Origin of the sequence: Mesorhizobium sp. M1182, assembly GCF_040318335.1 — a bacterium.
Lineage (GTDB): Bacteria > Pseudomonadota > Alphaproteobacteria > Rhizobiales > Rhizobiaceae > Mesorhizobium.
The window spans coordinates 71,797-98,286 of record NZ_JAMYMD010000014.1 but is presented as its reverse complement, the minus strand read 5'-3'; the positions used below and the strand labels follow the sequence as shown (position 1 = coordinate 98,286).

Below are 26,490 nucleotides of genomic sequence, written 5' to 3'. Positions count from 1 at the left end.
TTTTTGGGCCGACCGGCCGGTCAGTTTCCGGCTCGATGACCTGGTTGGCAGTCATTCCGCTTCTAAGCCGAAACCCCAGACATGAACTGTAGCAGCATCATAAAAGACGACATCAAGCGGCGATTTTTCGTTGCGCTGCACCGCTAGCTCGTTCGCGTGGTTCATGATCCGCTGGTTATCCGCGGATGCTGGTTCACCATAGATGCCAACACAGAGCTTGCGAAACTTGCCACGCGCTATGCGGTTAAGGATGTGGTCGTCATTCGTAGCGAGCGAATGGCCGAAAATGAAGAAGCAATGGCTGGCGGTCTTTGAACTGCTTGAAGCCTTGGTACAGGTAGGCATTGTGACGGATCTTCGCCTTCTTCTGGGCGCTGGTGGGCTGATGAAGGGCGGCTTAGGGTCATGATTTCCGGTTCATCGCGCTGCAATGACCCATGAGTCACAGACGCTGCATTTCGCGCTAGACCGCAGCTGCGGTATTCTCGATCATACGCTCAGCCATCCTATTCGCACCTCGTTGCCGCCGTTCGCCGCACCTATCGATCGGAGGCCTTCCAGCCTCGCGATAGCCGCGCTATGTGGCTGCACACGACGAACAGGAGCAAGATTGGACACATAGAAGCCAGCACAAGATCGCCCTCCCCCTGTCCTTGCTCGTTTTCAACGAAAACAATCAAACTGAGTGCTGCGGGAATGCGAGCTCGATTTGGCCCACTTCAGAGCGAAGTCGGCCATAAGCCATTGATATAATTTTGGTGGGCCCTGAGGGTGCTTGGAAAGTCAGAAATATCAAAGGCTATTCGACAGTGGGACTGTGTTGCGTTACTATGCTCTCCGGTCTTTTCCGGTTGATTTGTCCCACCCCTGATGCCGATTGCGGTCATTCGCCGCTGCCTTGGTCAATTCCCGATTCCACAAGCATCCGGTCCTGAGTGGGCAGACGGGCTCCTAGTGGTAATTAGTCAGCGACACGTTGACCGTTCTCGTCACGCGGGTGAAATCTACGTTCGACCATATACGTCGTCGAAGCGAACGATATCATCCTCGCCGAGATAATCGCCGCTCTGCACTTCAATGATCACCAGGTCAATTCTGCCTGGGTTCTCCAGCCGATGCTTATGGCCGCAGGGGATGTAGGCTGATTCGTTTGTCGCCAGGAACAGCTCCTGCTCGCCATTGACGATTTTCGCGGAGCCGCTGACCACGACCCAGTGCTCCGAACGATGATAGTGCATCTGCAGGCTCAGCCGCCGACCGGGCTTCACCTCGATGCGTTTGATCTTGAAGCGCTCGCCTTCCTCGAGAACCGTGTAGGTACCCCACGGCCGGTGTACCGTGCTGTGGACCAGGTGAGCTTCATGTCCTGAAGCCTTGAGGCCCTCGAACAGCTTCTTGACGTCCTGAACGCGGTCGCGGGATGCGACGAGCAAAGCGTCCGGGGAATCGACGATCACCAGATCGCTGACACCGACCGTGCCGATGACGCGCTTGTCGGAGCTCACATAGCTGCCGGTCGTGTCGACCATATGCACATCGCCGCGTATCCTGTTCCCGCTTTGGTCGGGGGCGATCAAATCGGCCATTGCGTTCCAGGATCCGATGTCGTTCCAATCCATGTCGCAGGCAACCACGGCAAGTTTGTTCGTCTTCTCCATGACAGCGTGGTCGAGCGAGATTCGCGGGGCGGAGCCGAAATGCTCAGGCGCGAGTTCGATTTTGGCAAAGCCTTCGCCTTGACTGAAGCGGCCGTTCTCGTAGCTGTCGGAGACGGCCTGGATCACCGCGGGGCAATGCGATGCCATCTCGTCGAGCATGGTTTGTGCGCTAAAGCAGAAAATGCCGGCGTTCCAGAAGAAGCGCTTGGACGCGACATAGGCTTTGGCTGTGTCCAGATCCGGTTTTTCAACGAAACGGACGACTTTCTCACCATCCGCTTCGATATAGCCGAATGCCGTGTCCGGTCTGGTTGGGGTGATGCCCAATGTGGCGATCCGCCCGAGCTTCGCATGTTCGATGGCCCGGCACATGACGTCTAAAAATGCAGGCAGGTTGCCAACCATGTGATCGGCTGGGAAGACGCATAGAATCGCGTCAGGGCCTTGCGTTGCCTTGGCATGGATGGCGGCTGCCGCAACGGCTGCGGCCGTATCCCGGCCTTCAGGCTCGAGCAGAAAGGTGCGTGGCAGGACCACGGAATCTAGTTCGTCGAACTCGTCCTTGGTAAGGAAGAGGTGTTCCCCAGATGTCACGGCGACGAGTTCCACTACGCCCTTTATCGAACCGACGCGCAGCACAGTGTGCTGAAAGAGAGAATGTCCATCTGCTACTTTAAGGAAAGGTTTGGGGTGCGATTGCCTCGAAGCGGGCCATAGCCGCGATCCGGCTCCACCGCTGATGATGACGGGAACCACTTTCATTAAACAACCTCGATTTCGTCTCTGGAGTGATTGCCCGCGCCCTTTCGAGCGTTAGCGTCACGATCGCCGTCGCTCTGGCTTGGTCTGCGGCCTCCGAGTAACAGCGAAGTTCTGGCGCGTTGCCGAACGGCCTCAGATGACGACGCTATCGGTATCGTACGACGCTTCCATGGCTGCGATGAGAAATGGACATTCAACTATGCCTGTTGGTTGCATCCGCCGAATTGTGCAGGTGGCGGGTCTTAACTGAGACCAGAGATTCTTTGGCTGTCCTCTATCAAAATCAAACGACTTGGCTCCTTCAGATCGAACTCAATTACGCGTGGTGCGAAAAGGCGTGCATATCGTGTAAAGGCGCTCGTCGGAGGAAACCGAATTACAGTATCGCAGCGCCCGAGAAGATACATCTCAACGAGGGCGGAAATTCCGCCGTCAATCCCAAGTGCTGCAGTGTGTAAGGGGCCATCTTGATCGGATCGGAAATGCTTGGGGACGGTGAGAAGATCGGGAAACCTGGCCGACAGGTGATCCAGGATCTGCGCGCTGTCCGTGCACAAGAACAGCCGCACAGGCTTGGGGTGCGGTAACGCTTTAGCCTTATCAACCGCACTGCACACTTGTCGAACGGCGAACTCCGGATCGGCCCAGTAGGGCGCATGCTCCATGATGTCTTCACCGTTACCATGTCGAACATGAACCCCGATGATGCTGTGCCCCTCAAAACATTCTTGGTAAATGGCATCTATGCGTGTTTGAATTTCAGACCGAGGCTTGACACTCTGGAAGACCTGCCGCTCGGCATCCTCATCGCAGCGCCACATCAAGCAAGCGTCACACACTACTGTGTTCGCTTCGACATCCTGTTCGGCCTGAAAGAGCTCGCCCAACTCGTCGCGCTCTTGGAAAATCTGCTCATCTGGGCGGTAAAGGCAGTCGATCGCTGGCCTATTCCACCACTCCGGGAAGAATGGACCCGGGAAGGAAAAGTCGTTGATCCGGTCGTCGCAAATAGCCGGTACGCCAGCGATGTCATTGATCGGTTGGAAGAACACCGGAAAGGCATTTGTGAAGGGTTGGTCGAGATAGCAGGACCCGCGCCAGTCGACGGCTAGCGTTCGTCCCGACCGCTGAGCGTAGCGCCAAGCGGCCGCCAGCGACCACAGACAATCACCGAACCCCGTACGCCTCTGAGAGACGACGAACCTGCGCTTTACCAATCCACTGACCTGCATTTTCGGAAATCTCGTTTCAGAGACGAGGTTGCATCTGACTTGGGATCTCTTAATCGATACTAGTCGACCGTTACGCCGGGCGATTTGGTAGAGGCTGCGCGTGGGGCAGAAGAGCTCCTCAGCACTGCCTATCCTTATCTCTGTGACGCTCGCAAATCTTGACGCCGGGTACACTCGCTTCCGGTTTAAATTCAGCGTTCTCTAATGCGCCCGGCGACATGTGTAAAATTGATTGCGTGAATGTGGCCCATCCATGTGATGGATACTAAGGCGTTCCTTGACCATGAGCCTCTGCTGACGTGGGGCCGCGCTTTGCTAAGCGAAACAGCCGGTCGAGGCAGTCCACAAAGTCCCTTTTTCAAGTCCAATTCTTAACTGCCTCAACGTAACATCTCATTTGCGGGCGTTTCCTGAAGGACGGATGTGCAGGACCCGCCAGCCGTCGAATGTCAGGCGCAGGCCATCCACGTCATTTATGGCCATCATGGCGTCCGGTCCCATCGAAAGATGCGACACGGCGCCCTCTGACGCTTTCAAGTGCGCCAACATGGCGCAACTCCTGCCGGATAGCTTTCGAGCCGGCTGGACTGAGCGACTGGCACGCGATGCTGTGCGACGATGGCCGGGAGAGGAATTTTGGCGTCTGCAGCCATGTGGAGGATCGTTCCGACGGTTCTGCGGGTTCTCGGTGTCAGAGCGGACACCTGTGCGAACCCGCTCTCGTCCGTTTTCGACAGGCCCTGAGGTTCATGACCCTGTTGTTCGCCGAGATCACCCGCCAGTTCAGCGATCCAGGTGAAGATCGGCACGCCTGTCGATGCGGCGATCATCGCCTCGGCCAGCGAAGACGATGAAGAGGGCCATTGGGTCAAGTACAAGCGCCGACCAGCGTTTCATTGCTTCAAAGCCCATTTCGGTGCCTACGCCGATACGGCCCTTGTCGAGGAGATCGCCCACGGCGCCCACACCGAGGACGGCAACGCCGTTCCTGATGCTCTGCCCGACAATCCCGGCGAAGTGTTTGCCGACAGCGCCTACCGAGGCAATCATCTCGGCGACGCGGTGCGCGCCAAGGGTGGAAGGCCGCGCATCGTCGCAACCGCTATGTGGGGGCGCGACGAGGCCGAAAGCTCGACGCCTGGAACCAACCGATCCACAGAATTTGTACTCGGATGGAGAAGATCTTCGGCACCTGTAGCCGGATGCGATGGCGAGGGCTGGCAAAGGCGGCCGTTCAAATTCGCCGCACTGCGATCGCCTACAGTATGAATCACAGTTTGATGGTCGCCTCGTCCCGCCCATCGTTGAAGCCCAGCCACCGTTTTCGGGCTAGCGCGCCCGAAATTCCTTGGAGGTCAATACGTAATGCCCTACCCGGCTTTTCGCCGCCGTCTCAGATGTGCGGTTCGCCCAAGCCCCCGACTGCCACGAACTTTGTCTTCGCGCGGAGCGAAACCTCGCGCCCACGACTTTGTGCCGCCGATGGTGCCGCGCTGCCCTGTCAAACAATCCATTTTATGGATGCACCTCATCCAAACAATCGATTTCACTGATCAAAACAATTTCCATTAGAAGACGCTGAAGCAGACAAAGATTACTTGGTCAGCGCAAAAGAGGGATGGTGGAGTTCTAGTGTGGGTTGGACCCACATGCTCGCCATTTTATCTGGGAACTGCTACGTGCCCTGTTGGCGCAGGGCAATACGATTCCACTGGCCACCCACTTCGTGGAAGAAGCGGAGCGGCTGGGCAACCGACTGTGCGTGCTTGAGAACGGATGTAGAATCCCAGAAGGGCGTCCTAACTCGCTGATTGATGAGCAAATCGGGTTCGACGTGATTGAAATCTATGTCGCTCACCCCGTGAGCTGAGTTCGGCACTCAGGCCGCATGTGCGACTTAGGCAGGTTAGCGGCGAGACTCTGTTTTGCTATGCCTCGAAGCAGGAGCAGGTGTGCTCGCTGGCTGACACTGTCAATGACGAGCTCCGCGCCGCATCTGTCGAAATCCTACCATAGGGTATGAGGCGGGCCGCCGGTGTGGCGAGCCAGATTCGAAACTTCAACTACCATAGAGCAGGAAGAAAATGGGCGAGAACAGGAAAGTTGCTCTGGTTACGGGCATAACGGGACAGGATGGTGCCTATCTCACGCGTCTTCTGCTGGAAAAAGGCTACGTCGTTCATGGGATTAAGCGACGTTCCTCTTCCTTCAACACGGGTCGCATCGAAGACATCTACCAAGACCCGCACGATCCCGATCCGCGCCTAATTTTGCATTACGGTGACCTCACTGATGCGACTAATCTCATCCGAGTAGTTCAGGAATCCCAGCCAGACGAGATTTACAACTTGGCCGCTCAGAGCCATGTCCAGGTGTCGTTCGAAACGCCGGAATACACAGCAAACGCCGACGGTATCGGAACATTGCGACTTCTTGAGGCGATCCGCCTTCTCGGTCTGAAGGACAAGACCCGCTTCTATCAGGCCTCGACTTCAGAGCTCTACGGCCTCGTGCAATCCGTACCGCAGAACGAAACAACGCCCTTTTATCCGCGCAGCCCTTACGCCGCCGCCAAGCTCTACGCCTACTGGATCGTGGTCAACTATCGCGAGGCCTATGGTATCCATGCTTCCAACGGCATTCTCTTCAATCATGAAAGCCCACTGCGCGGCGAAACTTTTGTGACGCGCAAGATCACCCGCGCCGCCGCTGCTATCTACCTCGGCAAGCAGGACAAGCTTTATCTCGGCAATCTCGATGCTCAACGCGATTGGGGCCATGCGCGTGAGTACGTGCGTGGTATGTGGATGATGATGCAGCAGGATCAACCGGATGATTACGTGCTGGCGACGGGCAAGACGACCCCTGTCCGCCAATTCGTCGAATGGGTTTTCAAAGATGTCGGCGTCGAGCTCGAATGGCGTGGTGAGGGAGTCGACGAAAAGGGCTATGATGTCGAGACCGGCAGATGCCTAGTCCAGGTAGACCCACGCTACTTCCGCCCCACGGAAGTCGATCTTCTCCTGGGCGATGCCACCAAGGCGAAGGAGAAGCTCGGCTGGGTGCATGAGACATCCGTGCGCGAGCTCGCCGCGGAAATGGTGCGGGAAGACCTCAAGGTCATGCAGACATCGGTAATCATGAAGGAAGCATAATGTACGATCTGAAGGGAAAAGCCGTGTGGGTCGCGGGCCACAAGCATGGTGGGCAGCGCTGTTGTAGGCCGCCTCGCGTCTGAAGACTGCAAAGTTATGGCCGCCCTGACGTTTCCCCCAAATTTTATCCAGTCTTGAGTTCGTTTCCGCGGGTGGATTTGCCCTGATGGCCAGTGGACGCGACGGGTGCTGGCGCGGAGCGTTTCACGTTGCGCAGCGCGAGCGACCGTCGCGGGTTGAAGGTCGATGCACATTCGTTGGGTGTCTGCCATCCGATGTGCGAGTGCGGACGCGCGCCGTTGTAATCGGCGCGCCATACATTGAGCCTCGCGCGGGCCTGGGCCAGGGACGTGAACCGCGTCTCGTTGAGGAGTTCATCGCGAAGGGGGCCGTTGAAGCTCTCGCGTTAGGGTCCTAGCCAACCTCCGACTGTGAACTCGCGGAAGCGATTTACGGCAAGCGCACACAGCAGCTCGTCCACGGCGTTCGTACATGAAGTTTGGAAACTTATAATACTGGTACACACCTCCATGGGGGAACATTATCTCCAATATCTCAGCGATTACGGGATAGCTATCTGCCTTCACCTACCTCGGCCTAGTGCAGAATCTTGGCCGAATGAACTCGGCGCTCTTGCTGCACACCAATGGTCCGTCCCGCGCGAAGTGCGATCATACCGCCGCAGCTTACCTTCAAATCCGGCACTGGCGAGGATCTAGATCCAAGCCGACGGCGCCGGGGATCAAATAAAAAGCCGCCGACCGAAGCCAGCGGGCTTGATTGGGATGGCCCGCGCGGACGGTCAAGGCTGCGCCGGCCGACCATGGCGGAGGGACCACCTTGGTCAACGGCACGGCCCGATGACGGCGTGCCGATGTACCACAACATGCGGCGAGATAGAGCCTTCCGGCGTCGCGGAAAAAAAGCCCGCCGGTTTTGAGCCAGCGGGCAAGTTCTGGAGTGGCTGAGATCACCCAGCATCAGTCAACGACCGGCGGAAGAGTTGGTTGCAGTGGATGCCAGCTAGCCGCAGCATGCTGTGAATCGTAGCAATGTGAAAAACAAAACTCTGGACTTCTAGGTCGGACTCGCCCCAATATTTGTTTGGGGGAATTCACATGAAAATTGGAGCACTCATCGCAAGTGCAGCCCTGTGCGTCAGCGGCTGCTCTACGAGCACTGTCGTGTCGGACAGCGATCTCACGGCAATGAATACCGTTGCGCTATGTCACGTTCTCGCCAGCAGCACGGACGAACAGTATCGTAGTCGGGTAGCGGCCCTTCTAGTGCGCAGGCGCGCAACAGCAGAGAAGTGCACCAGGCTTGTGAAAACCGACAATGCTGTCGCGACAGGAATAGCGGTCGCCGCTGTCGGCGGCGCAGCTGTGGGTGTCGCTGCCAACAACGGCTATGGAGGCGGAACATATTACCGGCCACCGCCACCACAAATCTATGGCGTCGCGTGGGACCAATTCTATGGCCAGAACTACAGCGTTATCTGGCGCTGCCGCGACCGGTCCACCGGGCGGTTCGTTGACGATTACTATTGCGCCGGCCTGCCCATGGTCGACAGCGCATGGCCGGGCTGGTCGGCGTAGCGGATGAGCAGGCCATACCGCAAATATCGATCCAATCGGTGGCAGAGACCCACCGGTGCCAAGCTGTGGCGGCGCCAACTTGCGAGCGTGCCGGCAATGCTCAGTCTTACGGCAGCGGCGGCAGTGGCTGCCTTCCTGGCGCCGTCGGGCGCGCAACGCAGCGACGATGCATCAAAGGCCAGCCCACGAAGGGCGGCGCCCGCCTTGCTTACCGGTGTCGCATCCGTCATTGACGGCGATACGATCGAAATCCACGGCCAGCGCGTCCGCTTCAACGGCATCGACGCGCCAGAGAGCCGACAGCTGTGCCGCGATGCGAATGGCGCCGAGTATCCTTGCGGCCGGCGATCGGCCGAAGCGCTGGACACTTTCCTGGCCGCGTCGAGGCCGCTCGAATGCACATTCGTGACGTGGGATCGCTACCACCGCTTTGTCGGCGATTGTCGGCGCGCCGACGGCGCGGGCGTGGCCGCCTGGATGGTCCAGCACGGCCAGGCGCTGGATTGGCCTCACTACAGCCAGGGCGCCTATGCGGGGCAGCAGGCGCAAGCCCAAGCCTCAAAGATCGGCCTGTGGGCCGGGACGTTTCAGGCACCCTGGGAATGGCGCGCTGCGCACGCCGACGGCGCGGCGCCGTCGAGCCGCCCACTGGGCATCATCAGCCGTAAGCTGGTCGCGCAGAGCGGCTATTCTTGCGAGCCGCGGAGAACGTGCAAGCAGATCGGTTCCTGCGACGAAGCCAACTGGTACCTGCAAAACTGCTCATGGGGCGGAAAACTCGATCGCGACAAGGATGGGATCCCATGCGAAACACTCTGCTAGCTGAAATGCGCGCTACGGCCTGTTCGGCTTTCCGCTTACACCGATCTAACGAAGACCATGCATGGGCGGCGCGGTCTGCTAACCCCATTTTTTGACGAGGTATTCTATATCTGAAGGGCAGAAAAAGTTGTTGCGACAATAGAGAGAAGACGCCTTAACTAAGACTTTCAAAACCGTTAAGTGTATGCTGCCAGGCGATCAAGGCGTGATGTCGCCCTGTCGGGGGGGCGAGTAAAATGCAGACTGTGATGAGTCAAAAGCTGGCAAGCTATGGCCAGTGGACCTACCGTGGTGCCTGGGCCCTAGAGATTGCGGCCGCAGCGATTGGTCTTACGACAGGTGTAGCATTAGGCGTACAAGCGTTTTCTGCAAGCGAGTCTGTCACTGCAATGGATTTGACGCTCGCCAGTGCACCCTTTCTCATGGTGGCAATCGCGGAGCTCACCAAGATACCGATAGCTACACTGCTTTTCAGCGCGTCTTGGCTCTGGAAGCCCATAATCTTGGTCTTCCTCCTGGTTCTTGCAGGCATCACTTTCGAAACTGTCTTTATGGGGATGGAGAGGGCAGGCGCATTGCGTCAGCTGCGTTATGAGGAGCTCGTAAACAAGATTGATGCCCTTGAGCAGGAAGCGACAAAGCTCGCCTCTGCTGACGAACTTGGTCGAAGAGCCGATCAGGTCGATCAAGCCCGTTCCGAAATTGAGCAGCTGACTTCTCTTGCGGAAAAATCGCGTGCGACCTTTCAGTCGCAAATTGCCGAGGCCAATGCGGAATTGGAGGGAACGACAGCCCTTACCCCAGAAGCCTCGCGTGTTCGCGATCAAGTGGAGGAGAAAAACGCGGTTCGATCGGCGCTGATTCAACAGCGTGATCGCGAAGTTAAAGAGGCTGTCGATCAGTTTGAGCGCCAACGCGACAGCTTTGTTGAACGTATCAAGATGGCGCGCGATTCAGGGGACAGCGACTCGGCACGCAGGCTAGAATCGGAAGTGGCTAAACTTGCCAACCCCCGCACGAAAATTATCACCAAGTTCGACACTCAGATTGACCCGCTCGATCAAGAGATTGCTGCGCTGCGCGAAAATTTCGATCGTTTGCGGGCAAATAGCCCTCCTATGACTACTGACCAGAGGCAGAAGCTTGTCGATAGGCGTTCGTCTCTGGAGCAAACGCGCGATAGTGATGCCGCGGCTTGGCAGCGTCGATTGGATGAAGCGGGCAAACGGCTCGCAGATGCCCAGGCGGCAGAAGCCAACAAGGCAAACACCTCGGCGCAAAACCAGGTCAGACAGGACCAGATTGCCAAAGCCCTCAGCGCCTTGGCCAAGGAGCGGATCCCAATGGCGCGGACAGATCAGGTCCGCCGTATTGCCTCACGGTGGTACGGCAGCAAACCTGAACTGGTGACTGAGGCACAGGCCGGAATAATCTCTGTGATTTGGTTCGGCTCGCTCGCGCTCATTGCCGCGCTCGCGGGACCAATTACGGCAATGGTCGCTCTAGCGCTCCAGCGCATTGCCGCCCGAGAAGAGGACAATTCAGACAGCAAGACTTCCAGGCTGCTCCGCAGAATGCTTCTGAGTTGGCGGTGGCGCCGAATTCGAACGATTAAGGTACCAGTCGAAGTTATGGTCGAGAAAGAGGTTGAGAAGCGGGTTGAGGTGCCTGTGGAAAAGGTGGTCAAAGAGATCCTCTATGTTCCGCTCTTCACCGATGATCCCGAAGTCCTTCGCAAGGCCCTCGACCAGGATTTGCCGCCTGAGGTCTCAGACCTCGTGACGGTATCAATGAAGGGTCGCAAAAGTGCTCGTCCGGCATAACACCACCCTGCTCGAGCAAGCCGTCGATCTCGCCGTCAAAAGGTCAGCGATTCCAACCTTGCAGGCTCAAGCCGCGGCCCAAGAGAAGACAGCCCGGGCGACCGCCTTTCGCCGAATGGCGACTGGCGGAGCCATTGCAGTGGCGGCGGTCGGGATTGGGCTAGGCATCAATCTTGGTCTATGGGACAAAACCTTGCCGGAGCCGGCGGCTTTGCCGACCATAGAGCAGCCAAGCGATCTCACCTCCCCAAAAGATGAGCCGCCTATTCCTGTTCCAACTCCAAAGCCAACTCAGGAGCAGGCGCCTCAGGCTGACGTCCCTACCAAGCCTGACGTGGTGACCGTCGACTTCAACAAGTTCGCCACCAAGAACGTCGAGTTCCAAGGCACCACTTGGGAGTTAATCACAGGTCACCACTTCAAGGATGAGAACGACCAAACCTGGGACCGAGCGTGGTGTTACTCTCGGCGGAGTGTGAACGGCGTAGACGTAAATGTATCATTGGCAGCTCGTTCTGCCCCGACAGCGCCACCAGCCGGGCCTGGCGCTGCTGCTCAGACGCTTCAGTTGGTCGGCCTTAATGATTCATCCGCCGTCGATCTTGCAACAAGATGCGCGTGGCTGGATGGTCGCACATTTGCGTCTTCAGACATCATTCCTGACTCGTCACGAGAGCAGGCCGCAACTGTCCCCGCAGAAACTCCTGCGACAGAGGTCGATCCAGATAGTGGATTTGTTGTCGTGTCCGGGTGGGACGCGATCGGAAACGACCTGCCGGATATGCCAATTAGGAACGTGAGTTCTGAGCAGTGTCAAACCGCCTGCGACACCGACTTCAGGTGTCTAGCGGTTACTTATAACACAAAATTTCGAGCTTGTTTCATGAAAGGGGACGCATCGCTACTGGTCAAAAGCGAAGAGTCGATCATGGCCGCAAAAAAAGTGGTCGAGAGCAATTTGCGCTACTCGAATTTGGTGTTCGCCACAAAAACGGAAATTTCTGGCAACGCCTATTGGACCTCTCCGCTCCGATATCCAGACTGCATACTGCAATGTGCAAACGACAAATCCTGCTTAGGGTTCAATTTCCGCAAAAAAGAAAGTGCGTGTGTCCTTTTCAACAGCATAACCCAATCCGCTGATAACGCAGCGGTCGCATCTGGCATCAAGAGCGTCGCCAACTAAAGTTGAAGCGAAGAACCTATCCTCAAGGAGCGATTGAAACCAAGCTGCTTGTCAAAGAGAGTGGCTAGCAAAATTCCACGATAACCTTTGGGTTAGCGGCAGGAATGTTCTTCGACGAAGCTCCAGCAGAATGCAAAGTGGAGCCAACTGAGGCATCTCAGAGAAAGAATTGTCGTCGGCGCATTGCGGGACCGTCTGACTTAATGTCAAAAATGGGGCCGGAGGCAGACTGTCAGGTCTTGGTAAGACTTCGCGATAAACGGTCATTCGGCCATCCCGGCACGCCTGGTGTCGGTATGCAGTTCGCACCTTAGCCGGCCCCGCGTATAGACCCAGGTTTCGTGACCATCTATCTATCAGTTGGGCGGCGGCAACTGAGCCTGATTTGGCCACGAGGTTGAGAGTGCACCTGGACGACCAGCGCCGTCGCCTTTTCAGCTTACGAAGGAACCGCCGACATCGCTCATCGCACGTCCCCACCTACGTTCTAAATCGGCTTTGGCCATACTTGCGCGCATGCTAAGCGTTGAAGCGCTAACGCCTCTGTTTATGGGACTTCGAAATAGCTTGCGGCAAATCATCGTTAGAATCTTGAACTTGCTTTGCCGCTCAAACGACGCGGTCGACTTACAATCAAAGTTTATCGATCTTGCCCCAACCGAGAAGGCAGACGAGGCAGGAGTATATTCCGATGCGCTCCTATACGCGACGAGCAATCCCAGAGTTTCGAACATCGCGTTGACCGGGCCTTACGGCTCGGGAAAAAGCAGCATCATTAGGGCCTTCCTAAAAAAATACCGGCATCCAATTCTGCAGATATCGCTCGCCGCGTTCCTTCCTGAGGCAACCGCCAGCGGTGGCGCCGTGAGCAAACAGGAGATCGAGAGAAGCATCCTTCAACAGATGCTCTATGGCGCGGACGCGAACCAGCTGCCGCTCTCGCGGTTTAAGCGAATTAAGTCGCCCAGTAGATGGTCGATCGTCATTTCTCTGTACGTGATCCTTGGCGTCGTGGCCTGTTGGCATCTTTTCCAAAAAAGCGATGGCGTCATCAGTGGCAGCTTTTTCCTGCCTCTTTCAATAAGTAACTGGCCCAATTTCTTGTGGTTTGCCGTGGGAGCGTCGTTCCTCTGGCTGACGGTCTACCACTTCTACAAGGTGAGCTTCGGCCTGTCTCTGAAGAGTATTTCTCTTAGAGATATTGAGATCACACCTGTGGCGGCCAGCCAAGAATCGATTCTTAATCGGCATCTGGACGAAATTATATACTTCTTTCAGTCAACGAAGTATGACCTCGTCATTATCGAAGATCTCGACAGGTTCAACAATTCCGAGATATTCGTTACTCTTCGTGAAATAAATAGCCTTGTAAATGCTAATGCAGGCGTGAAGCGGACAATACGCTTCCTTTACGCATTGCGTGATGATATGTTCGTGAACACGGACAGAACGAAGTTCTTTGAGTTCATTATCCCCGTCATACCAGTCATCAACAGCTCGAACTCGATCGATAAAGTACTGGAGCAGGGAAAACGGCTTTCACTGGACAGTCGACTTGATCGCCAGTTTCTGCGTGAAGTTTCGCGATATTTGAACGACCTGAGGCTCATACAAAACATCTTCAATGAGTATGCTATCTATGTCGCTAATCTGGAGACTGATGGCGACAATGTGCTGGACGCAAACAAGCTCCTATCGGTTCTAATATATAAGAATGTATTCCCAAGTGACTTTGAGAACCTTCATCGTGGAAAAGGCAATCTCGCACAGCTACTTGGCAAGCATGATGAGTTTATTGCTCGCGGAGAAGCAGAATATAGGGCCGCTATTGAGCGCATGGAGCATGAGATCGATGTGGCCGACCGGCAAGTTCCGGCCGATCTGCTCGATCTACGTCGAATTTATGCGATGGCGTTGTTTGAGAAACTACCTGCTCAAGCGTCTCACGTCGTTCAGAATGGGCAGAGCCTGATCGAATTTAACAAACTCGCGAGAAGTGAAAATTTCGACCAGATCATCAGTAGCCAGACGATTACCTATCGGAATATCAACGGATATCACCAGAACCTCAACATCTCGAGCTTTCAGTCCGAGGTCGATAGTCTGAGGACGTTTGCGCAGCGCAAGGAAGAGGTTGAACAGCGGACCACTGATTCTAGGAGCTCTGCCTCTAGAAGGCTGCGAGCGTTGCGGGAGAAGATCGCCGCTCTCCGCTCCGCTAAATTCAATGAGGTTATTCGACTGAACGCAAAAGAACAGAGCGATCTCTTTGGCTCGTTTGGCGAAAATGGCGAGCTAGCTCGGTTTCTAATAATGGAAGGCTATATCGACGACACCTATTACCAGTATACGTCGCTGTTCCATGCGGGTCGACTGTCGCCCAACGACAACAAATTTCTCATCCAGATACGCGGCTTCATAAACCCGGACCCCGACTTCCTGATCGACAATGCGAAGGAAGTCGTGGCGGCGATGCGCGGCGAGGATTTCCGTCAGCACTACGTCCTTAACGTCAAGATCGTCGATTGCCTGCTGGGTGACGAGGCCGCTTATGCGGATCAAGGAGCCAAGATGTTTGAGTATTTGGCTTCTGATTTCGAGAATTGCGACGCCTTCTTCACTAGTTACTACGCCACGGGAAAAGAGGTTCCCAAGTTGGTCGCAGGGTTGCGAGCGGCGTGGCCAGGCTTCATTCCGGCCATTCTTGCCAATCCCAGGCATCTCCCCCATGTCGGTCAGATCATCGAGCATTTGCCTGAGCCGGCCCTCAAAGCGCTGCCGGCCGCATATCCCGAGACTTCGCCTTTTGTCTCCGAAAAGCTGGCTCAGATTCTCGCGCTCGGGATCAACATCGATCCGTCTCGTCTAAAAACCCTTGGGATCGAGCTGAAAGACCTCAGAAGTATAGAAGACTTTCCTGGAATTGCTCGCTTCCTCTTCGAAGAAGGATTCTACACGCTCTCGGTTGAGAATCTAGAGTTCATCTTCCAAACGGTTCTAGGAATTGGCGATCTCGAGCCCTTACGCACCCGGAATTACACGACGGTCACGGGAATCGGTAATGCGGTCCTGAGTTCAAGGATCGAGCGCGGCTTCGTTGACTATCTCAAGAACGTGCTCCTGCGGCTTGAGGACAATTCGCGCGAGAGCGTGGCCACCATTCTGTCCATTGTCGGTCGAGAGGATGCCGATTTTGGCGATCTGAGTGCGTTCTTCGAAAGGCAGTCGGCGACCATCCCTTCCCTCGACGATGTGCCAGTCCGTTTTCACTCCCTCGTGTTCCAGCTGAGCAGGATTGAGCCTTCGTGGAAGAATTGCCTTGCCTTCATGGGCAGCGAGGCCTTCGATGCGGCAATTTTCACCGGCTTTCTGGAGACGAAGGCAGCGCTGGCGGCACTTCCACAGCAGGCCATTCCCCACGACGATAAGGCAGCCGTCCTGCGCCAATTCTTGATCAACGACGACGCCTTGCAAGACGCGACGTATCGAATCTATGTCCAAAAGCTACCGAGGACCTTCATTAAATTTCCGAGTAATCTTGGCCCTGGTAAATTGCGGGTATTGATCGAGGAAGCGAGGGTCAATTTTACGAAAGAAAATTTGGACGCGCTTCAAGGGCAAATTGACCTCCAAGTCCTGTTCGTGGCCGGAAACATTGAGGCCTATTTGAAAGACGAGGCGACGTTCGCGCTCGAAGACGATTTCCGTGAGCTGCTCCTAGGCGAGGATATCGGTGACACCCGTAAACTGGCGATCATCCGGTCAATGGATCTCACCTTGCTCGGTGGCCTGCCATCCCGGGCGGGTAAAGTGGGCGCGATCTTGGAAAGAACCGGGGCGGACATGAGCACTCTGGATACCGAAGCCGCGCGCGCGGTAATCCTGAACTCGGCACCGATCCGGGTCCAGATATCACTATTCAATAAGTGCCAGAAAATCTTGGGCGACGGTGACGTGCGCGAGATTCTCGCTGCCCTCCCGGAACCGTTCTCCGAGATCAAGACCGGATATCAAACCCCGAGGATCGATAAGACGGACGTCAACATCGAACTCGTAAAGTGGCTCGATGAGCGCAACATCATTTCGTCGTGGGGCGATACGCTCTTCGGCGATGCGATCCGTATCAACCTCTATCGCCGTGGAGCCAGTTCGTGAGTTTCGGCGACAAAGATCAACGAATTGCAAGTCCAACGCAGCCCGCGAACGAATGGCAACTCTTAGGATAAAGTAGGAGTGCAGCGAACGGCAGAAATGAGGCGCAGAGCCGGCATTGGTTCGGGGCAGATCAGCTCGTCTATTGTGCCCTATGTTTCGGCTTGCCGCCGGCAAATTGCTTCAATGCATTTGCCCGCCTAGAAAGGTGCCCCCTCGGATTCACTGGTCGCTGTCACTTATTCGGACCCTGAAATTGCCTGCCGCCGCGATTTCTCTGACATGTCGACGACAGGGAGCCCTTCCTTTCTGGCCTTGGCAAACGCTCGATCGCTTTCCAGGAACTCCGCCAGCATGAACGGGATCAGTTCCGCTACCGATTCGGACTCGCCATAGGTCTGACGATAAAGCGCCGCATAGTCCTTCAGTGCTTGGTTCAGGTCTGCACTTACGCTTATGGTGATCTTCGAAGGTGTCCGATCCGGAAGTTTGCCGAGTTTCAGATTGGTCATGATGACTCCAGTCAATTCGGGTACGGCCGTAGCACAAGATCCTTGTGCACGATGACGCGCAGTGGCCAACCAGGGCGGACGGTGATCGTGGGCTGAATATTGAGGTTCTTCTCGGTGATGCGCTGGCCAGCTTGACTAACGTTCTGCTGAGCGGATTCGCGGATTGCTTTGACCAGGTCGCTTTCGTCTTGCCCGAGGCTCAGCTCCGTGCCGACCCCCAGCAACGTGGCCAGCGCAACGCCTTTCATCAGCTGCCAGGTGTGGAAATCCACCTTGTCCTCAAGCCCGGCATAGCCGGCGGTGTCCGTCGCCGGCAGATTGTCGATTTCGATCGAAGAGCCGTCGGGCAGCAGTATCCGTTGCCAGACCAGCAGCGCGCGCCTTTGTCCAAAGGCAACAACGCTGTCATAGGTGCCAATCAGGCGAGAGCCTTGCGGAATGAGCAAGGTGCTGCCGGTGACTGTGTCGTGCACATTCTCGGTGACCTGTGCGACGACGAGGCCGGGCAAGTCGGAATTGATGCCAGTGATCAGGCTCGCTGCGATGACGCTGCCGGCCATCAGCTGATACGGCGAAGCCGGCGTCTGCAGTGCATGCAGATTGTAGATTCCACTTGTGTTCCGCTGGCTGACAAAATCGAGCTTGCGCTGTTGATTGTTTTGGTCGCCCTCGGCCGGTGCAACGGAAGCTGAATCGCGTGCGGCATCGGATTGTGGAGCCGTTCCATCAAAGGGTGGACGCCCGCCCTGCCCGTTGCCGGCGGCATCCGCTTGCCGGGGTCGATTTTCGATCCGGAAGAAGACTTGCGATTCGCGCGCCTCGATCGCCTGCTGTGCAAGGCGCTGCTCCTCCGCCGAAACCTCCTGGCCCGGCGCGATGCCCAGCTGGCGTTGGTGCTCAAGGATGGGGCGGCCGAGGTCGCCGGGCAGCGGTGGTCCAAGCACCGGAGGCTTGGGCTTGATCCCGGAATAGTCCTTAGGCAGCCTTTCAATTGCCTCCGCGGTTGGCTTCCGCTCAGTGTTGTAAAGCTCTTCAGCCTGCTCTTTGATGCGCAGCGCCGGTCCCTGCAGCGCCATCATGGTGACGCCTAGAACGGTCCCGGAACCAACAGCAGCAATGGCGACAATAATGCCGCGCTTGAAGCGCACAGCGCGGCGAGGCGAGGCCCGCAGCTGCAGCTGTTCTGGATCGAGTTTCGGTGAAGCATCGGAGCGGGAAGTATCCGTCATGGGCCGTCCCTCACCTGCTGGAACGCGAAAAGAGCAATTTCCGCCACGGCGCTTGCCTGCCGTCGGTCCTCGTGATGCGCACCACCTGCTGCTGCTTGGCGCCGAGGCGCAGTTCGGCCGCGGCGAAGAGGCGATCGACAATGTAATAGTTGCCGCGTATGCGGTAGTTGACGAGCTGGTTGTCCCCGTCAGCACCGACGATGAAGAGCGGCGGGGCCTCGCCCTGATCGATGCGGCGCGGAAACTCGATGTAGACCTTGCTGCCATCATCGAACGCGCGCGTCGGCCTCCAGGGCGGCATGTCGCCGGTAATCGAATAGCGGAAGCGAATATTTTCGAGAGCCACATTCGACGCCACTGGCATAGCAGCCTCGGCCTGCGCATCGCGCCGGCGTAGCGCGATAATCTGGTCCTCGCTGTAGGTCCAGGAGATTGCCGCCATGGCGGTCTTATCCGTGCTTTGAAGCTGCAAGTGATAGCTTCGCCGGTCCGTGGTGATCACCAGATTGGTGGCAAGTCCTGGCGCGAAGGGCTTCACCAGCACATGGGTGCGCTGGTCATCGCCGGAGCCACTGACGGTATCGCCAATTACCCAGCGCACTGTATCGCCGGCCGACACGGATTGGAGTTTCTCGCCTGACTGCAGAGCGATATCGCTGACGCGCTCCGGTGCGGCATAGAGCTGGTAGAGCGCGCCTTCGGCAAAGGGGTAAACCTGCACCGCATTCACATAGCCATATTTGGTGGGTTGCTGCGTCGCCGCCTTGTTGGCATCGGCGACACGTTCTTCAGGCGAGCGCCTGTCTTCAGCAGCCTTGCCCGGCTCGGGCTGCAACTGGCCGGGCAGCGGTAGCGGTTTCGGCACTTCCACGACTTTGACGGGCTTCTCCGGCGCCTTCTCGATTGCCGCCGGTTGGAACTTGGCAGCATCATAGGAAATCTGAGGTGGCGGCACCGGCTTCGAGGCACAGGCGGAGATGACCGCAGCCGACGTCGACAGGACCAGCGCAGTGCGGAGCGACGAGAGTCTATTTATCATTGGCGGGCTCCTTTGGGGGAACGGAAGTCTGCGCGGCACTGTCGAGCTCGCGCGACCAGTCGATGGCATTGATGAAGACGCCGAGCGGGTTTTTGCGCAGCTGATCGGTATTGTTCGGCGGCCGGATCACAATGGTGAGGATCCCGGTCCAACGCGTTGTGCTGGCGAGGCTGCCGCGCTCAAAGACCTGCTCGGTCCATTTGACTTGATAGGAGCTGTCGGACGCTCGAACCACGCTCGTCACCTGCACCGAGACGCTGCGCGTCCCGATCTTGCCGAACGGGTCGTTGGCCTTAGCGTACTCGTTGAGAAAGAGGGCTCCGCGGTCGGTGGCAAAGTCGTAGGCCGAGAGCCAATTCTGCCGCACCAGCACCGCATCGGTGGAAACAGAGCGGACATTCTGGATGAAGCGGCCGAGATGCCAGGCGATCTGGGCATCGGTGGGCTCGTAGTCCCGGATTGCTGGAGCGACGGCGCGCGCCTCGCCGAAACGATCAACCTCGACGACATAGGGCACGACGCGGCCCTGCATCGACTGCCACAAGAGTCCACCAGAGAGCCCGGTGGTCAGAGCGAGGCAGCCAAAGGCCATCAGGCGCCAGTTCCTTGCCTGCACGCGCGCAGTGCCGATGCGCTCGTCCCAAAGTTGGGCGGCCTTCTGGTATGGTGTGACGGGGTGGGGCGTCTTCCCGTAACGTTGAACTGGTCGCTTGAAGAGCATCTAGTCTTCCTTATCGTTGAGAGAGGGGTTGGCGCCGCTTCCACCCCGATCGCCATCGCGGACGGCCTGCGTGGCGGCGTGGCGATGGGCGCGCGCGGTCTGTTCGGAACGCAAGCGCCTCGCCCACGCCGGCGCGGTATTGGCACCTGACGCGGCAGGGTTTCCGGTCATTGATGCGGTCGGCGTGCCGCCCGTCGCGGTCCAGGCGGCATCGCGGCCGGCATCGGCGCTGCGCCGGAATGGTTCTGTTGCAGATCGCATTCCCCGCATCGCGGCGCCGCCAGCTGCGCCGGCAACGCCCTGCAGTCCAGCCGCTACGCCGGAGAGGCCGGACTCGGGCGATGTTGCACGCCCCATCTGCCAAGCTGTGGAAGCAGCCGATCCCATGGCCGTGCCGGCTCGAACGGCGGCGAGACCGCCGCCGGTTGCCATGCGCGCGCCGGCAAGCGCCGCACCTCCGGCAACGAGAGTTGATCCGGCGGCCGCCGCGGTGGTTCCGAGTGCGGCTCCCGCGCCAAGCTGCGGCGCGCCCGAGACAAGACCCGAGGCAATTCCCGGCCCGAAAATGCCGAGCCCAAGCAGCGCCAACGCGCCCAGCACCTGTGACATGGCCGCGGCCAAGTCCGGCTCCTTGCCTTGCAGGGCGGAAGCGAACTCGCCGAAGAGCGTGGAGCCGATGCCGACGATGACGGCAAGCACCATCACCTTAATGCCCGACGAGATCACATTGCCGAGCACGCGCTCGGCCAGAAACGCCGAGCGGTTCCAGAGCGCGAAGGGCACCAGAACAAAGCCGGCCAATGTGGTGAGTTTGAACTCCAGGATGGTGATGAAAAGCTGGATGGAAAGGATGAAGAAGGCGATGAGGACCAGGAACCAGGCGAGAAGCAGCACGAAGATGGTCAGCGCGTTGCCAAAAATCTCGGGAAAGCCGACTAGCTGGCTCGCTTGATTGAGCAGCGGCCAGGCGCCCTCGAAGCCGGCCGCGGCAATGCGGCCTGGCCGCAGGAGACTGTCGGCGGACAAATTGCCGGACGAAGCGTTGATGCCGAGCCCGGCAAAGGAGCGGTAGATAATGTCGGCAAGGCTTCTGAAATTGTTCAGGATGAACGCGAAGGCGCCGACATAGAGCACCTTTCGGACGAGCCGACCGAGAATATTGGGTTCGCCGCCGAACGCCCAGACCAGGCCCGCCAGCGTGATGTCAATGCCGATCAGGATGGTGGTGAGAAAGGCGACGTCGCCCGAAAGCAGACCGAACCCGCTATCAATATAGCGGGTAAAAGTCTCCATGAAGCGATCAATGACGCCGAGGTCATTCATGTCGCCGCCTTCCTCGTTGTCTTGAAGAACTGCTGATCAGTTGCCGGGATAGGCCGTACCGGTGCCCAGGAAACGCTTCGTCGTCTCGCGGGCGGCTTCCTCAGACTGCGCCTTGCGGGCAGCATCTTCGGCTTCAGCCCGGAACTGGGTCGCGAGCAGCGTCTGGATCTGCATCTGCTGCTTGGTCGAAAGCGCGATCAGCTGATTGGTGGCCTGGCTTGCCTCAAGGGCACCTGCCGCGCCCTGACTGCGGTTGACGAGATCGGTAAGCAGGTCGCCGTCGGCCCGCACGTTCTCCACGATCTGCGACTGCGCGCTCATGGTTTGGCGGAACGCCTGCATGGCGTTTTGCCAGCGCTCGCGCGCGGCGCTCGCCACATCGTTGACCTCGATTGTGGCGTCGTAGCTTTCCGGATATTGCACACGCCACTGGTTCTGAAGCTTGTCGAGATCGAAGCTCAGGCCGCTGGCCTGGGTCATCAGGCCGTCGATCCGTTGGAGCGAACCTGTGAGCTGGCCCACGGAAGAAAAATCCAGGCGCTGAAGGTGCCGCGCCATGTTCTGCAGCATCGTCGCCTGGTTCTGAAGCGACTGGATCTGGTTGTTTATCTGCTCCAGGGAACGTGCCGCTGTCAGCACGTTCTGCGCATAATTCGACGGATCGAACACGATCAGGGCGTGGGCCGGCTGAACGTAGTCGGCCATTGGTTTTGCGATCAGGGAAACGATGATCAGGCTGGTGAGAAGGCGGCGCCGCATCATGACGATTGCTCCTTGTCTGGTTGAGGGAATTGCTGGAGAAGCTCGGCAGCCCAATCGAGGCCGCGCGCACTCAGGAACCGGGAGGCAAAGCTGTCCTGCCCGTGCTCTGACAGGACGCTGTCGATCAAAGCTTGCGTGGCCGGATCAGAGGCGCCGCAGAGCGCAAGAGCGATCGGGCCGAGCCCGAGCTCGAAGAGGCGGTTGCCGCGGCGTGACTGCAGATAATACTGGCGCTTCGGTGTGGCACGGGCGACCAATTCGATTTGCCGCTCGTTCAGGCCGAAGCACTCATAGGCTGCCCGCACCTGCGGTTCCACGGCACGGTCATTGGGAAGAAAAATGCGCTGTGGGCAGCTCTCGATGATTGCCGGCGCGATCGACGAGGCAGCGATGTCTGCAAGTGACTGCGTGGCGAAAATCACGGAGACGTTCTTCTTTCGCAGCACCTTCAGCCATTCGCGGATGCGGGCGGCAAAGAGAGGGTTGTCGAGATAGACCCACGCCTCGTCGAGCATCAGCAGCGTCGGCCGTCCGTCGAACCGCTCCTCGAGACGATGGAACAGATAGGTGAGCACCGGGAGCACAGCGCCTTGGCTGTGCATCAGCTCTTCGGTCTCGAAACACTGCACATCCGACAAAGCCAGCCGATCTTCATCGGCATCGAGCAGCCGGCCGAAGGGACCGTCGAGCGTGTAGGGCATCAACGCGGCCTTGAGCCCATTGGACTGAAGCAGAACCGACAGGCCCGTCAGCGTGCGTTCCTGCACCGGCGCAGTCGCAAGGCTGATGAGTGCCGACCAGATCGCCTCCTTTACCTCCGGCGTAACGCTGACATTCTCATAGGCAACGAGGCCGGCTATCCATTCCGCCGCCCAGCTGCGAGTAGTCTGGTCGCCGATATTGCTCAGTGGCTGGAAGGCAAGCGCACCATCCGCGCCCAGCGCGTGGTGTTCTCCGCCCATGGCCAGTGTTGCCGCACGAGCCGAATTGCCCTTGTCGAAGACATAGACCTGCGCCCCGGCATAGCGTCGAAACTGCAGAGCGACTAGCGCGAGCAGAACCGACTTGCCGGCACCGGTCGGACCAACGATCAGCATGTGACCGACATCGTCGACATGGGTGGAAAGCCGAAACGGGGTGGACCCGCTGGTCTCGGCAACAAGAAGCGACGGTGCTTCGATCCGGGTGACTTTCGCGAGATGCTCGTTTGTCGCCGGACCGGCCCAAACCGACGATAGCGGCATGAGATGGGCAAGGTTCAATGTATGAATGAGCGGCTGGCGAACGTTGGCATAGACATGGCCGGGCAATGAGCCGAGCCACGCCTCGACCGCATTGATGCTTTCACGGATCGTGGTGAAGCCGAGCCCATTGACTATGCGCTCAACCGCTCGGAGCTTTTCCGCGGCGGCCTGCCGGTCCTGGTCCCATACCGTCACCGTTGTGGTGAGATAGCCGAAGCCGACGTGATCGCCGCCCAATGCCTGAAGGGCGGCATCCGCATCGAGCGCCTTGTTGTCGGCGTCACTATCGACGAGAGGGACGGGTTCGTTGGTCACGACCTCGCGCAGGATGGCTGCGACCGATTTGCGCTTGGCAAACCACTGACGGCGCAACCGGGTCAGTGTCTTTGTGGCTTCCGTCTTGTCGAGCGGGATGAAGCGCGTCATCCAGCGGTAGGCGAAATCCTGATGGTTGAGCGCGTCGAGGATCCCTGGCCGGGTGACGTTCGGGAAACCAAGGATGGTGAGGGTGCACAGATGCTGCTCACCCAGCATCGGCTCCAGGCCGCCGGTAAGCGGCGCGTCAACCAGAACACCGTCGAGATACATTGGCGTTTCCGGCATGGCGACCGGATGTTGGTAGGTCGAGATTGTGCCGTGCAGATAGGTTAGCGTCTCGGCATCATCGAGGGCGCGCACTTCCGGCATGAAGCCGGACAGCAAATCCAGGACGCGGTCGGTCTCGTCGCGAAACCACGCCAGCTCCTGGCGCCAGTCTCTAGCCCCTCCCGAGTGATGCGAGTCGACCAGTGCGCTTTCCGCCCGCGCCTGGCCATCTGGCGCCGGCATGAAGACCAAGGTCAGATGATAGCGACTCTCGAAGTGCGCGACCTTGCCCTCGAAGGCCGCGCGCCGTTCCTCATCGACCAGCCATGAGGCAGCATCGGGAAAAGCCGAGCTCGGATAGCCCAGCGCTTCAACGCGCTCGGCCTCGAAAAACAACCCCCATCCGGAGCCCAACCTTCGTAGCGCATTGTTGGCTCGTGCGCAGATGCCGACCAATTCGGCTTCGGTCGCGCTTTCAAGGTCGGGGCCACGGAACCGGAAGGTTCGCTGGAAGCTACCGTCTTTATTGAGCACGATGCCGGGCGCGACCAAAGCGGCCCAGGGCAGATGATCGGCCAGCCGATCGGCTTTGCCGCGATACTCCGAAAGGTTCAGCATGCAAGCCACCCCTTCAGGCGAAGATGACGGACAAGCACGCTGGCGAAGTCCGGATCGCGGCGAGCGGCAAAGACCGCGAGCGTGTGGCCGGCGATCCAGAGCGCCAGTCCGGCGATCCACTGCTGCAGGCCAAGGCCTATTGCCGCGGCCACCGTGCCGTTGAGGATCGCCACCGCTCGCGGCGCGCCGCCCAGCAGGATCGGCTCAGTCAATGCCCTGTGAACGGGGACTTCGAAACCCTCGATATGCTGCTCTCCGGTGGCCATCAGACGAGTGCCCCGCCGCCGAAGGAGAAGAAGGAGAGAAAGAAGCTCGATGCCGCGAAGGCGATCGACAGGCCGAAGACAATCTGGATCAGCCGGCGAAAACCGCCTGCCGTGTCGCCGAAAGCAAGGGTCAGGCCGGTGGTGATGATGATGATCACCGCGACGATCTTGGCGACCGGTCCCTGGACCGACTCAAGGATCTGCTGCAGCGGCTGTTCCCAAGGCATGCCGGAGCCCGCTGCGTGGGCCGGGACGGTGAGAAGAAACGCGAGCCCGGTGGACGAAAGGAAGCGAAGCTTCTTGAGCATGAGGTGACCTTTCAAAACTGCTGGAGTTGCGGAAGCGTGAGCGGGGTGACGGCGTAATCACCGCTGCTGTCGAGACCGGTGACCTCAGCGATCGCGTCAATGCGGCGCGAGGATCCGCGCCCAGCGATGAAGACGATCAGATCTACCGCATCAGCGATGAGGCGGCGGGGAACGGTGACGACGGCTTCCTGGGCGAGCTGCTCGATACGGTAGAGAGCGGAGCGCGCCGAATTGGCGTGAACCGTCGCGATGCCGCCGGGATGCCCGGTGTTCCATGCCTTCAGCATGTCCAGGGCTTCCGCGCCCCTGACTTCGCCCACGATGATGCGGTCGGGTCTGAGCCGCAGGGTCGAGCGCACGAGATCGGCGAGCGTGACCGACCCCCGCCTCGTCCTCAAGGCAACGCAATCCTTCGCCGCGCATTGCAGTTCGCGCGTGTCCTCGATCAGGATCACCCGCTCGTCGCAATCGGCGGCTTGTGCCAGCAGCGCATTGGCAAGTGTTGTCTTGCCCGACGACGTGCCGCCGGCGACCAGGATGTTGCGCCGCTCGCGGACCGCCTTCTTCAGCGCATCGGCCTGCAGCGGCAGCATGACCCGGTCGGCGACATAGTCGGCCAACGTGTAGAGTTTCGCCGCAGGCTTTCGGATGGCGAAGCATGGCCCCAGCACGACAGGCGGCAGCAGACCCTCGAAGCGCTCGCCCGATGGCAATTCGGCGCTGACAATCGGATTGTCAGCATGCGCCTCGGCGCGCACGTGGGAGGCGACCAGGCGGATGATGCGTTCGGCCTCAGAAGGATGCATGTGCACGCCGGTGTCGGCCCGGCCTTCACCCAACCGGTCGAGCCGCAGCGCACCGTCGGGATTGACCATCACCTCAATGACGGTCGGATCGGCAAGGGCTTCGGTGATCGCCGGACCCATGGCGGTGCGCAGCATGACGCGGCGGCGATGGTCGGCTTCCGGATGAGAACTCATCCTTCCCCTCCCCTGCGATCGTCGGTGCCAAGTGACCGTTTCCCGGAAGCGATTTGGCGGCCGACCTGTTCAACGAATTTGTCGAAGCGCTCCTGGGCAATCGCTTGCGTGGCCCTGTCCGGCACCGGCGTGTGAGCATGAAGCGTGATCGAAAAGCGGATGAAGAGCGCCAGGCTCTCCAGGATCATCTCGACATCGCGCCTGACATGTCCGAGCTCGCGGGAAAGACGGTCGAGCCTCTTGCCGTAGCGCTGGTCGAGTTCATTCTCCCCACGCTGCTCGATAAAGGTCTCGACCGCGTGCGCCACAATGGCCGATTTGGTGGTCGATGGATTGCGGCTGAGGTTCTCCAGCTTCTCGCTCAACTCGGGTTCAAGCAAAAACTGGTGACGAATGCGGTGGGACTTCATGCTGCTCGTTCCCTCTGACCGGCGCTGATGCACCGGCGACGGGAACGAGCATCGTCGAGATCCTCGAAATCGCTTACGGCCGTTATCTACGCTGAGATGCGCCCG

General features: G+C 58.5%; 22 protein-coding genes and 2 pseudogenes. 8 read left to right on the top strand and 16 right to left on the bottom strand.

Annotation, left to right across the window (positions count from 1 at the left end; genetic code table 11):
• Positions 1-51: 51 nt before the first annotated feature.
• The 4 genes from NKH33_RS18440 to NKH33_RS18425 all read right to left on the bottom strand — a co-directional run bounded on the left by NKH33_RS18440 (position 52) and on the right by NKH33_RS18425 (position 4,201).
• Positions 52-345 (bottom strand): DUF4917 family protein, encoded by a 294-nt coding sequence (locus NKH33_RS18440; RefSeq protein ID WP_352920904.1) that lies wholly within the window; start codon positions 343-345, stop codon positions 52-54.
• A 659-nt stretch (positions 346-1,004) separates the two neighbouring features.
• The gene (locus tag NKH33_RS18435) at positions 1,005-2,420 is read right to left on the bottom strand and encodes a mannose-1-phosphate guanylyltransferase/mannose-6-phosphate isomerase (RefSeq protein WP_352790442.1); all 1,416 of its coding nucleotides are present in this window, start codon (positions 2,418-2,420) and stop codon (positions 1,005-1,007) included.
• A 242-nt stretch (positions 2,421-2,662) separates the two neighbouring features.
• Entirely contained in the window at positions 2,663-3,652 is a 990-nt protein-coding gene (locus NKH33_RS18430; RefSeq protein ID WP_352691383.1) for a nodulation protein NodZ, read from the bottom strand.
• Positions 3,653-4,045: 393 nt separating this feature from the next.
• Positions 4,046-4,201 (bottom strand): hypothetical protein, encoded by a 156-nt coding sequence (locus NKH33_RS18425; RefSeq protein WP_352483792.1) that lies wholly within the window; start codon positions 4,199-4,201, stop codon positions 4,046-4,048.
• A 246-nt stretch (positions 4,202-4,447) separates the two neighbouring features.
• Between NKH33_RS18425 and NKH33_RS18420 the strand changes: the two genes are divergently transcribed.
• The 3 genes and pseudogenes from NKH33_RS18420 (at position 4,448) to gmd (ending at position 6,807) form a co-directional block, all read left to right on the top strand.
• Positions 4,448-4,921, top strand: a complete 474-nt coding sequence (locus NKH33_RS18420) for a hypothetical protein (protein ID WP_352517224.1) — start codon at positions 4,448-4,450, stop codon at positions 4,919-4,921.
• Between the two features lie 367 nt (positions 4,922-5,288).
• A pseudogene (locus tag NKH33_RS18415) lies at positions 5,289-5,605 on the top strand (nodulation factor ABC transporter ATP-binding protein NodI); the annotation flags it as partial.
• A 131-nt stretch (positions 5,606-5,736) separates the two neighbouring features.
• Positions 5,737-6,807, top strand: coding sequence for a GDP-mannose 4,6-dehydratase (gene gmd / locus NKH33_RS18410; RefSeq protein ID WP_352479096.1), 1,071 nt, complete (start codon positions 5,737-5,739; stop codon positions 6,805-6,807).
• Between the two features lie 124 nt (positions 6,808-6,931).
• On the opposite strand, the pseudogene NKH33_RS18405 reads toward gmd, so the two are convergent.
• Positions 6,932-7,210, bottom strand: a pseudogene (locus NKH33_RS18405) (integrase core domain-containing protein); the annotation flags it as partial.
• A gap of 922 nt (positions 7,211-8,132) precedes the next feature.
• Here NKH33_RS18405 and NKH33_RS18400 point away from each other — a divergent pair.
• The 5 genes from NKH33_RS18400 (at position 8,133) to NKH33_RS18380 (ending at position 16,391) form a co-directional block, all read left to right on the top strand.
• Positions 8,133-8,405 (top strand): hypothetical protein, encoded by a 273-nt coding sequence (locus NKH33_RS18400; RefSeq protein WP_352517225.1) that lies wholly within the window; start codon positions 8,133-8,135, stop codon positions 8,403-8,405.
• A gap of 123 nt (positions 8,406-8,528) precedes the next feature.
• Positions 8,529-9,227 (top strand): thermonuclease family protein, encoded by a 699-nt coding sequence (locus tag NKH33_RS18395; RefSeq protein WP_352810641.1) that lies wholly within the window; start codon positions 8,529-8,531, stop codon positions 9,225-9,227.
• 236 nt (positions 9,228-9,463) lie between these two features.
• On the top strand, positions 9,464-11,050 hold the full coding sequence (locus NKH33_RS18390) for a hypothetical protein (protein WP_352797376.1): 1,587 nt from the start codon (positions 9,464-9,466) through the stop codon (positions 11,048-11,050).
• A complete protein-coding gene (locus tag NKH33_RS18385) occupies positions 11,034-12,236 on the top strand; it encodes a PAN domain-containing protein (RefSeq protein WP_023680065.1) in 1,203 nt (400 codons plus the stop codon). The genes NKH33_RS18390 and NKH33_RS18385 overlap by 17 nt, the downstream gene beginning before the upstream one ends.
• Positions 12,237-12,785: 549 nt before the next feature.
• Positions 12,786-16,391 (top strand): YobI family P-loop NTPase, encoded by a 3,606-nt coding sequence (locus tag NKH33_RS18380; protein WP_502906742.1) that lies wholly within the window; start codon positions 12,786-12,788, stop codon positions 16,389-16,391.
• Positions 16,392-16,627: 236 nt separating this feature from the next.
• Here NKH33_RS18380 and NKH33_RS18375 read toward each other — a convergent pair whose 3' ends face one another.
• From NKH33_RS18375 to NKH33_RS18325, 11 genes are read right to left on the bottom strand one after another with little or no spacing between them, the layout of a single operon-like run.
• Positions 16,628-16,900, bottom strand: coding sequence for a DUF2274 domain-containing protein (locus tag NKH33_RS18375; protein ID WP_352517831.1), 273 nt, complete (start codon positions 16,898-16,900; stop codon positions 16,628-16,630).
• An 11-nt stretch (positions 16,901-16,911) separates the two neighbouring features.
• Positions 16,912-18,129 (bottom strand): TraB/TrbI/VirB10 family type IV secretion system protein, encoded by a 1,218-nt coding sequence (locus NKH33_RS18370; protein WP_352495919.1) that lies wholly within the window; start codon positions 18,127-18,129, stop codon positions 16,912-16,914.
• Between the two features lie 10 nt (positions 18,130-18,139).
• Positions 18,140-19,168, bottom strand: coding sequence for a P-type conjugative transfer protein TrbG (gene trbG / locus NKH33_RS18365; RefSeq protein ID WP_352517829.1), 1,029 nt, complete (start codon positions 19,166-19,168; stop codon positions 18,140-18,142).
• Positions 19,158-19,889 carry a conjugal transfer protein TrbF gene (gene trbF, locus NKH33_RS18360; protein WP_352517828.1) on the bottom strand — a complete coding sequence of 244 codons (732 nt, stop codon included), beginning with the start codon at positions 19,887-19,889 and terminating at the stop codon, positions 19,158-19,160. The genes trbG and trbF overlap by 11 nt, the downstream gene beginning before the upstream one ends.
• Complete coding sequence (trbL, locus tag NKH33_RS18355; protein WP_352920898.1) at positions 19,890-21,212, bottom strand: P-type conjugative transfer protein TrbL; 1,323 nt, start codon at positions 21,210-21,212, stop codon at positions 19,890-19,892.
• A gap of 36 nt (positions 21,213-21,248) precedes the next feature.
• Entirely contained in the window at positions 21,249-21,974 is a 726-nt protein-coding gene (gene trbJ / locus NKH33_RS18350; RefSeq protein ID WP_352920896.1) for a P-type conjugative transfer protein TrbJ, read from the bottom strand.
• A complete protein-coding gene (trbE, locus tag NKH33_RS18345) occupies positions 21,971-24,421 on the bottom strand; it encodes a conjugal transfer protein TrbE (protein ID WP_352920894.1) in 2,451 nt (816 codons plus the stop codon). Before trbE ends, trbJ begins: the two co-directional genes overlap by 4 nt.
• Positions 24,415-24,687, bottom strand: a complete 273-nt coding sequence (locus tag NKH33_RS18340) for a VirB3 family type IV secretion system protein (protein WP_023680309.1) — start codon at positions 24,685-24,687, stop codon at positions 24,415-24,417. The genes trbE and NKH33_RS18340 overlap by 7 nt, the downstream gene beginning before the upstream one ends.
• Complete coding sequence (locus tag NKH33_RS18335; protein ID WP_352509267.1) at positions 24,687-24,995, bottom strand: TrbC/VirB2 family type IV secretion system protein; 309 nt, start codon at positions 24,993-24,995, stop codon at positions 24,687-24,689. The genes NKH33_RS18340 and NKH33_RS18335 overlap by 1 nt, the downstream gene beginning before the upstream one ends.
• An 11-nt stretch (positions 24,996-25,006) precedes the next feature.
• Positions 25,007-25,975 carry a P-type conjugative transfer ATPase TrbB gene (gene trbB, locus NKH33_RS18330; protein ID WP_352764514.1) on the bottom strand — a complete coding sequence of 323 codons (969 nt, stop codon included), beginning with the start codon at positions 25,973-25,975 and terminating at the stop codon, positions 25,007-25,009.
• A complete protein-coding gene (locus NKH33_RS18325) occupies positions 25,972-26,385 on the bottom strand; it encodes a CopG family transcriptional regulator (protein WP_352920892.1) in 414 nt (137 codons plus the stop codon). The genes trbB and NKH33_RS18325 overlap by 4 nt, the downstream gene beginning before the upstream one ends.
• Between the last annotated feature and the right edge of the window lie 105 nt (positions 26,386-26,490).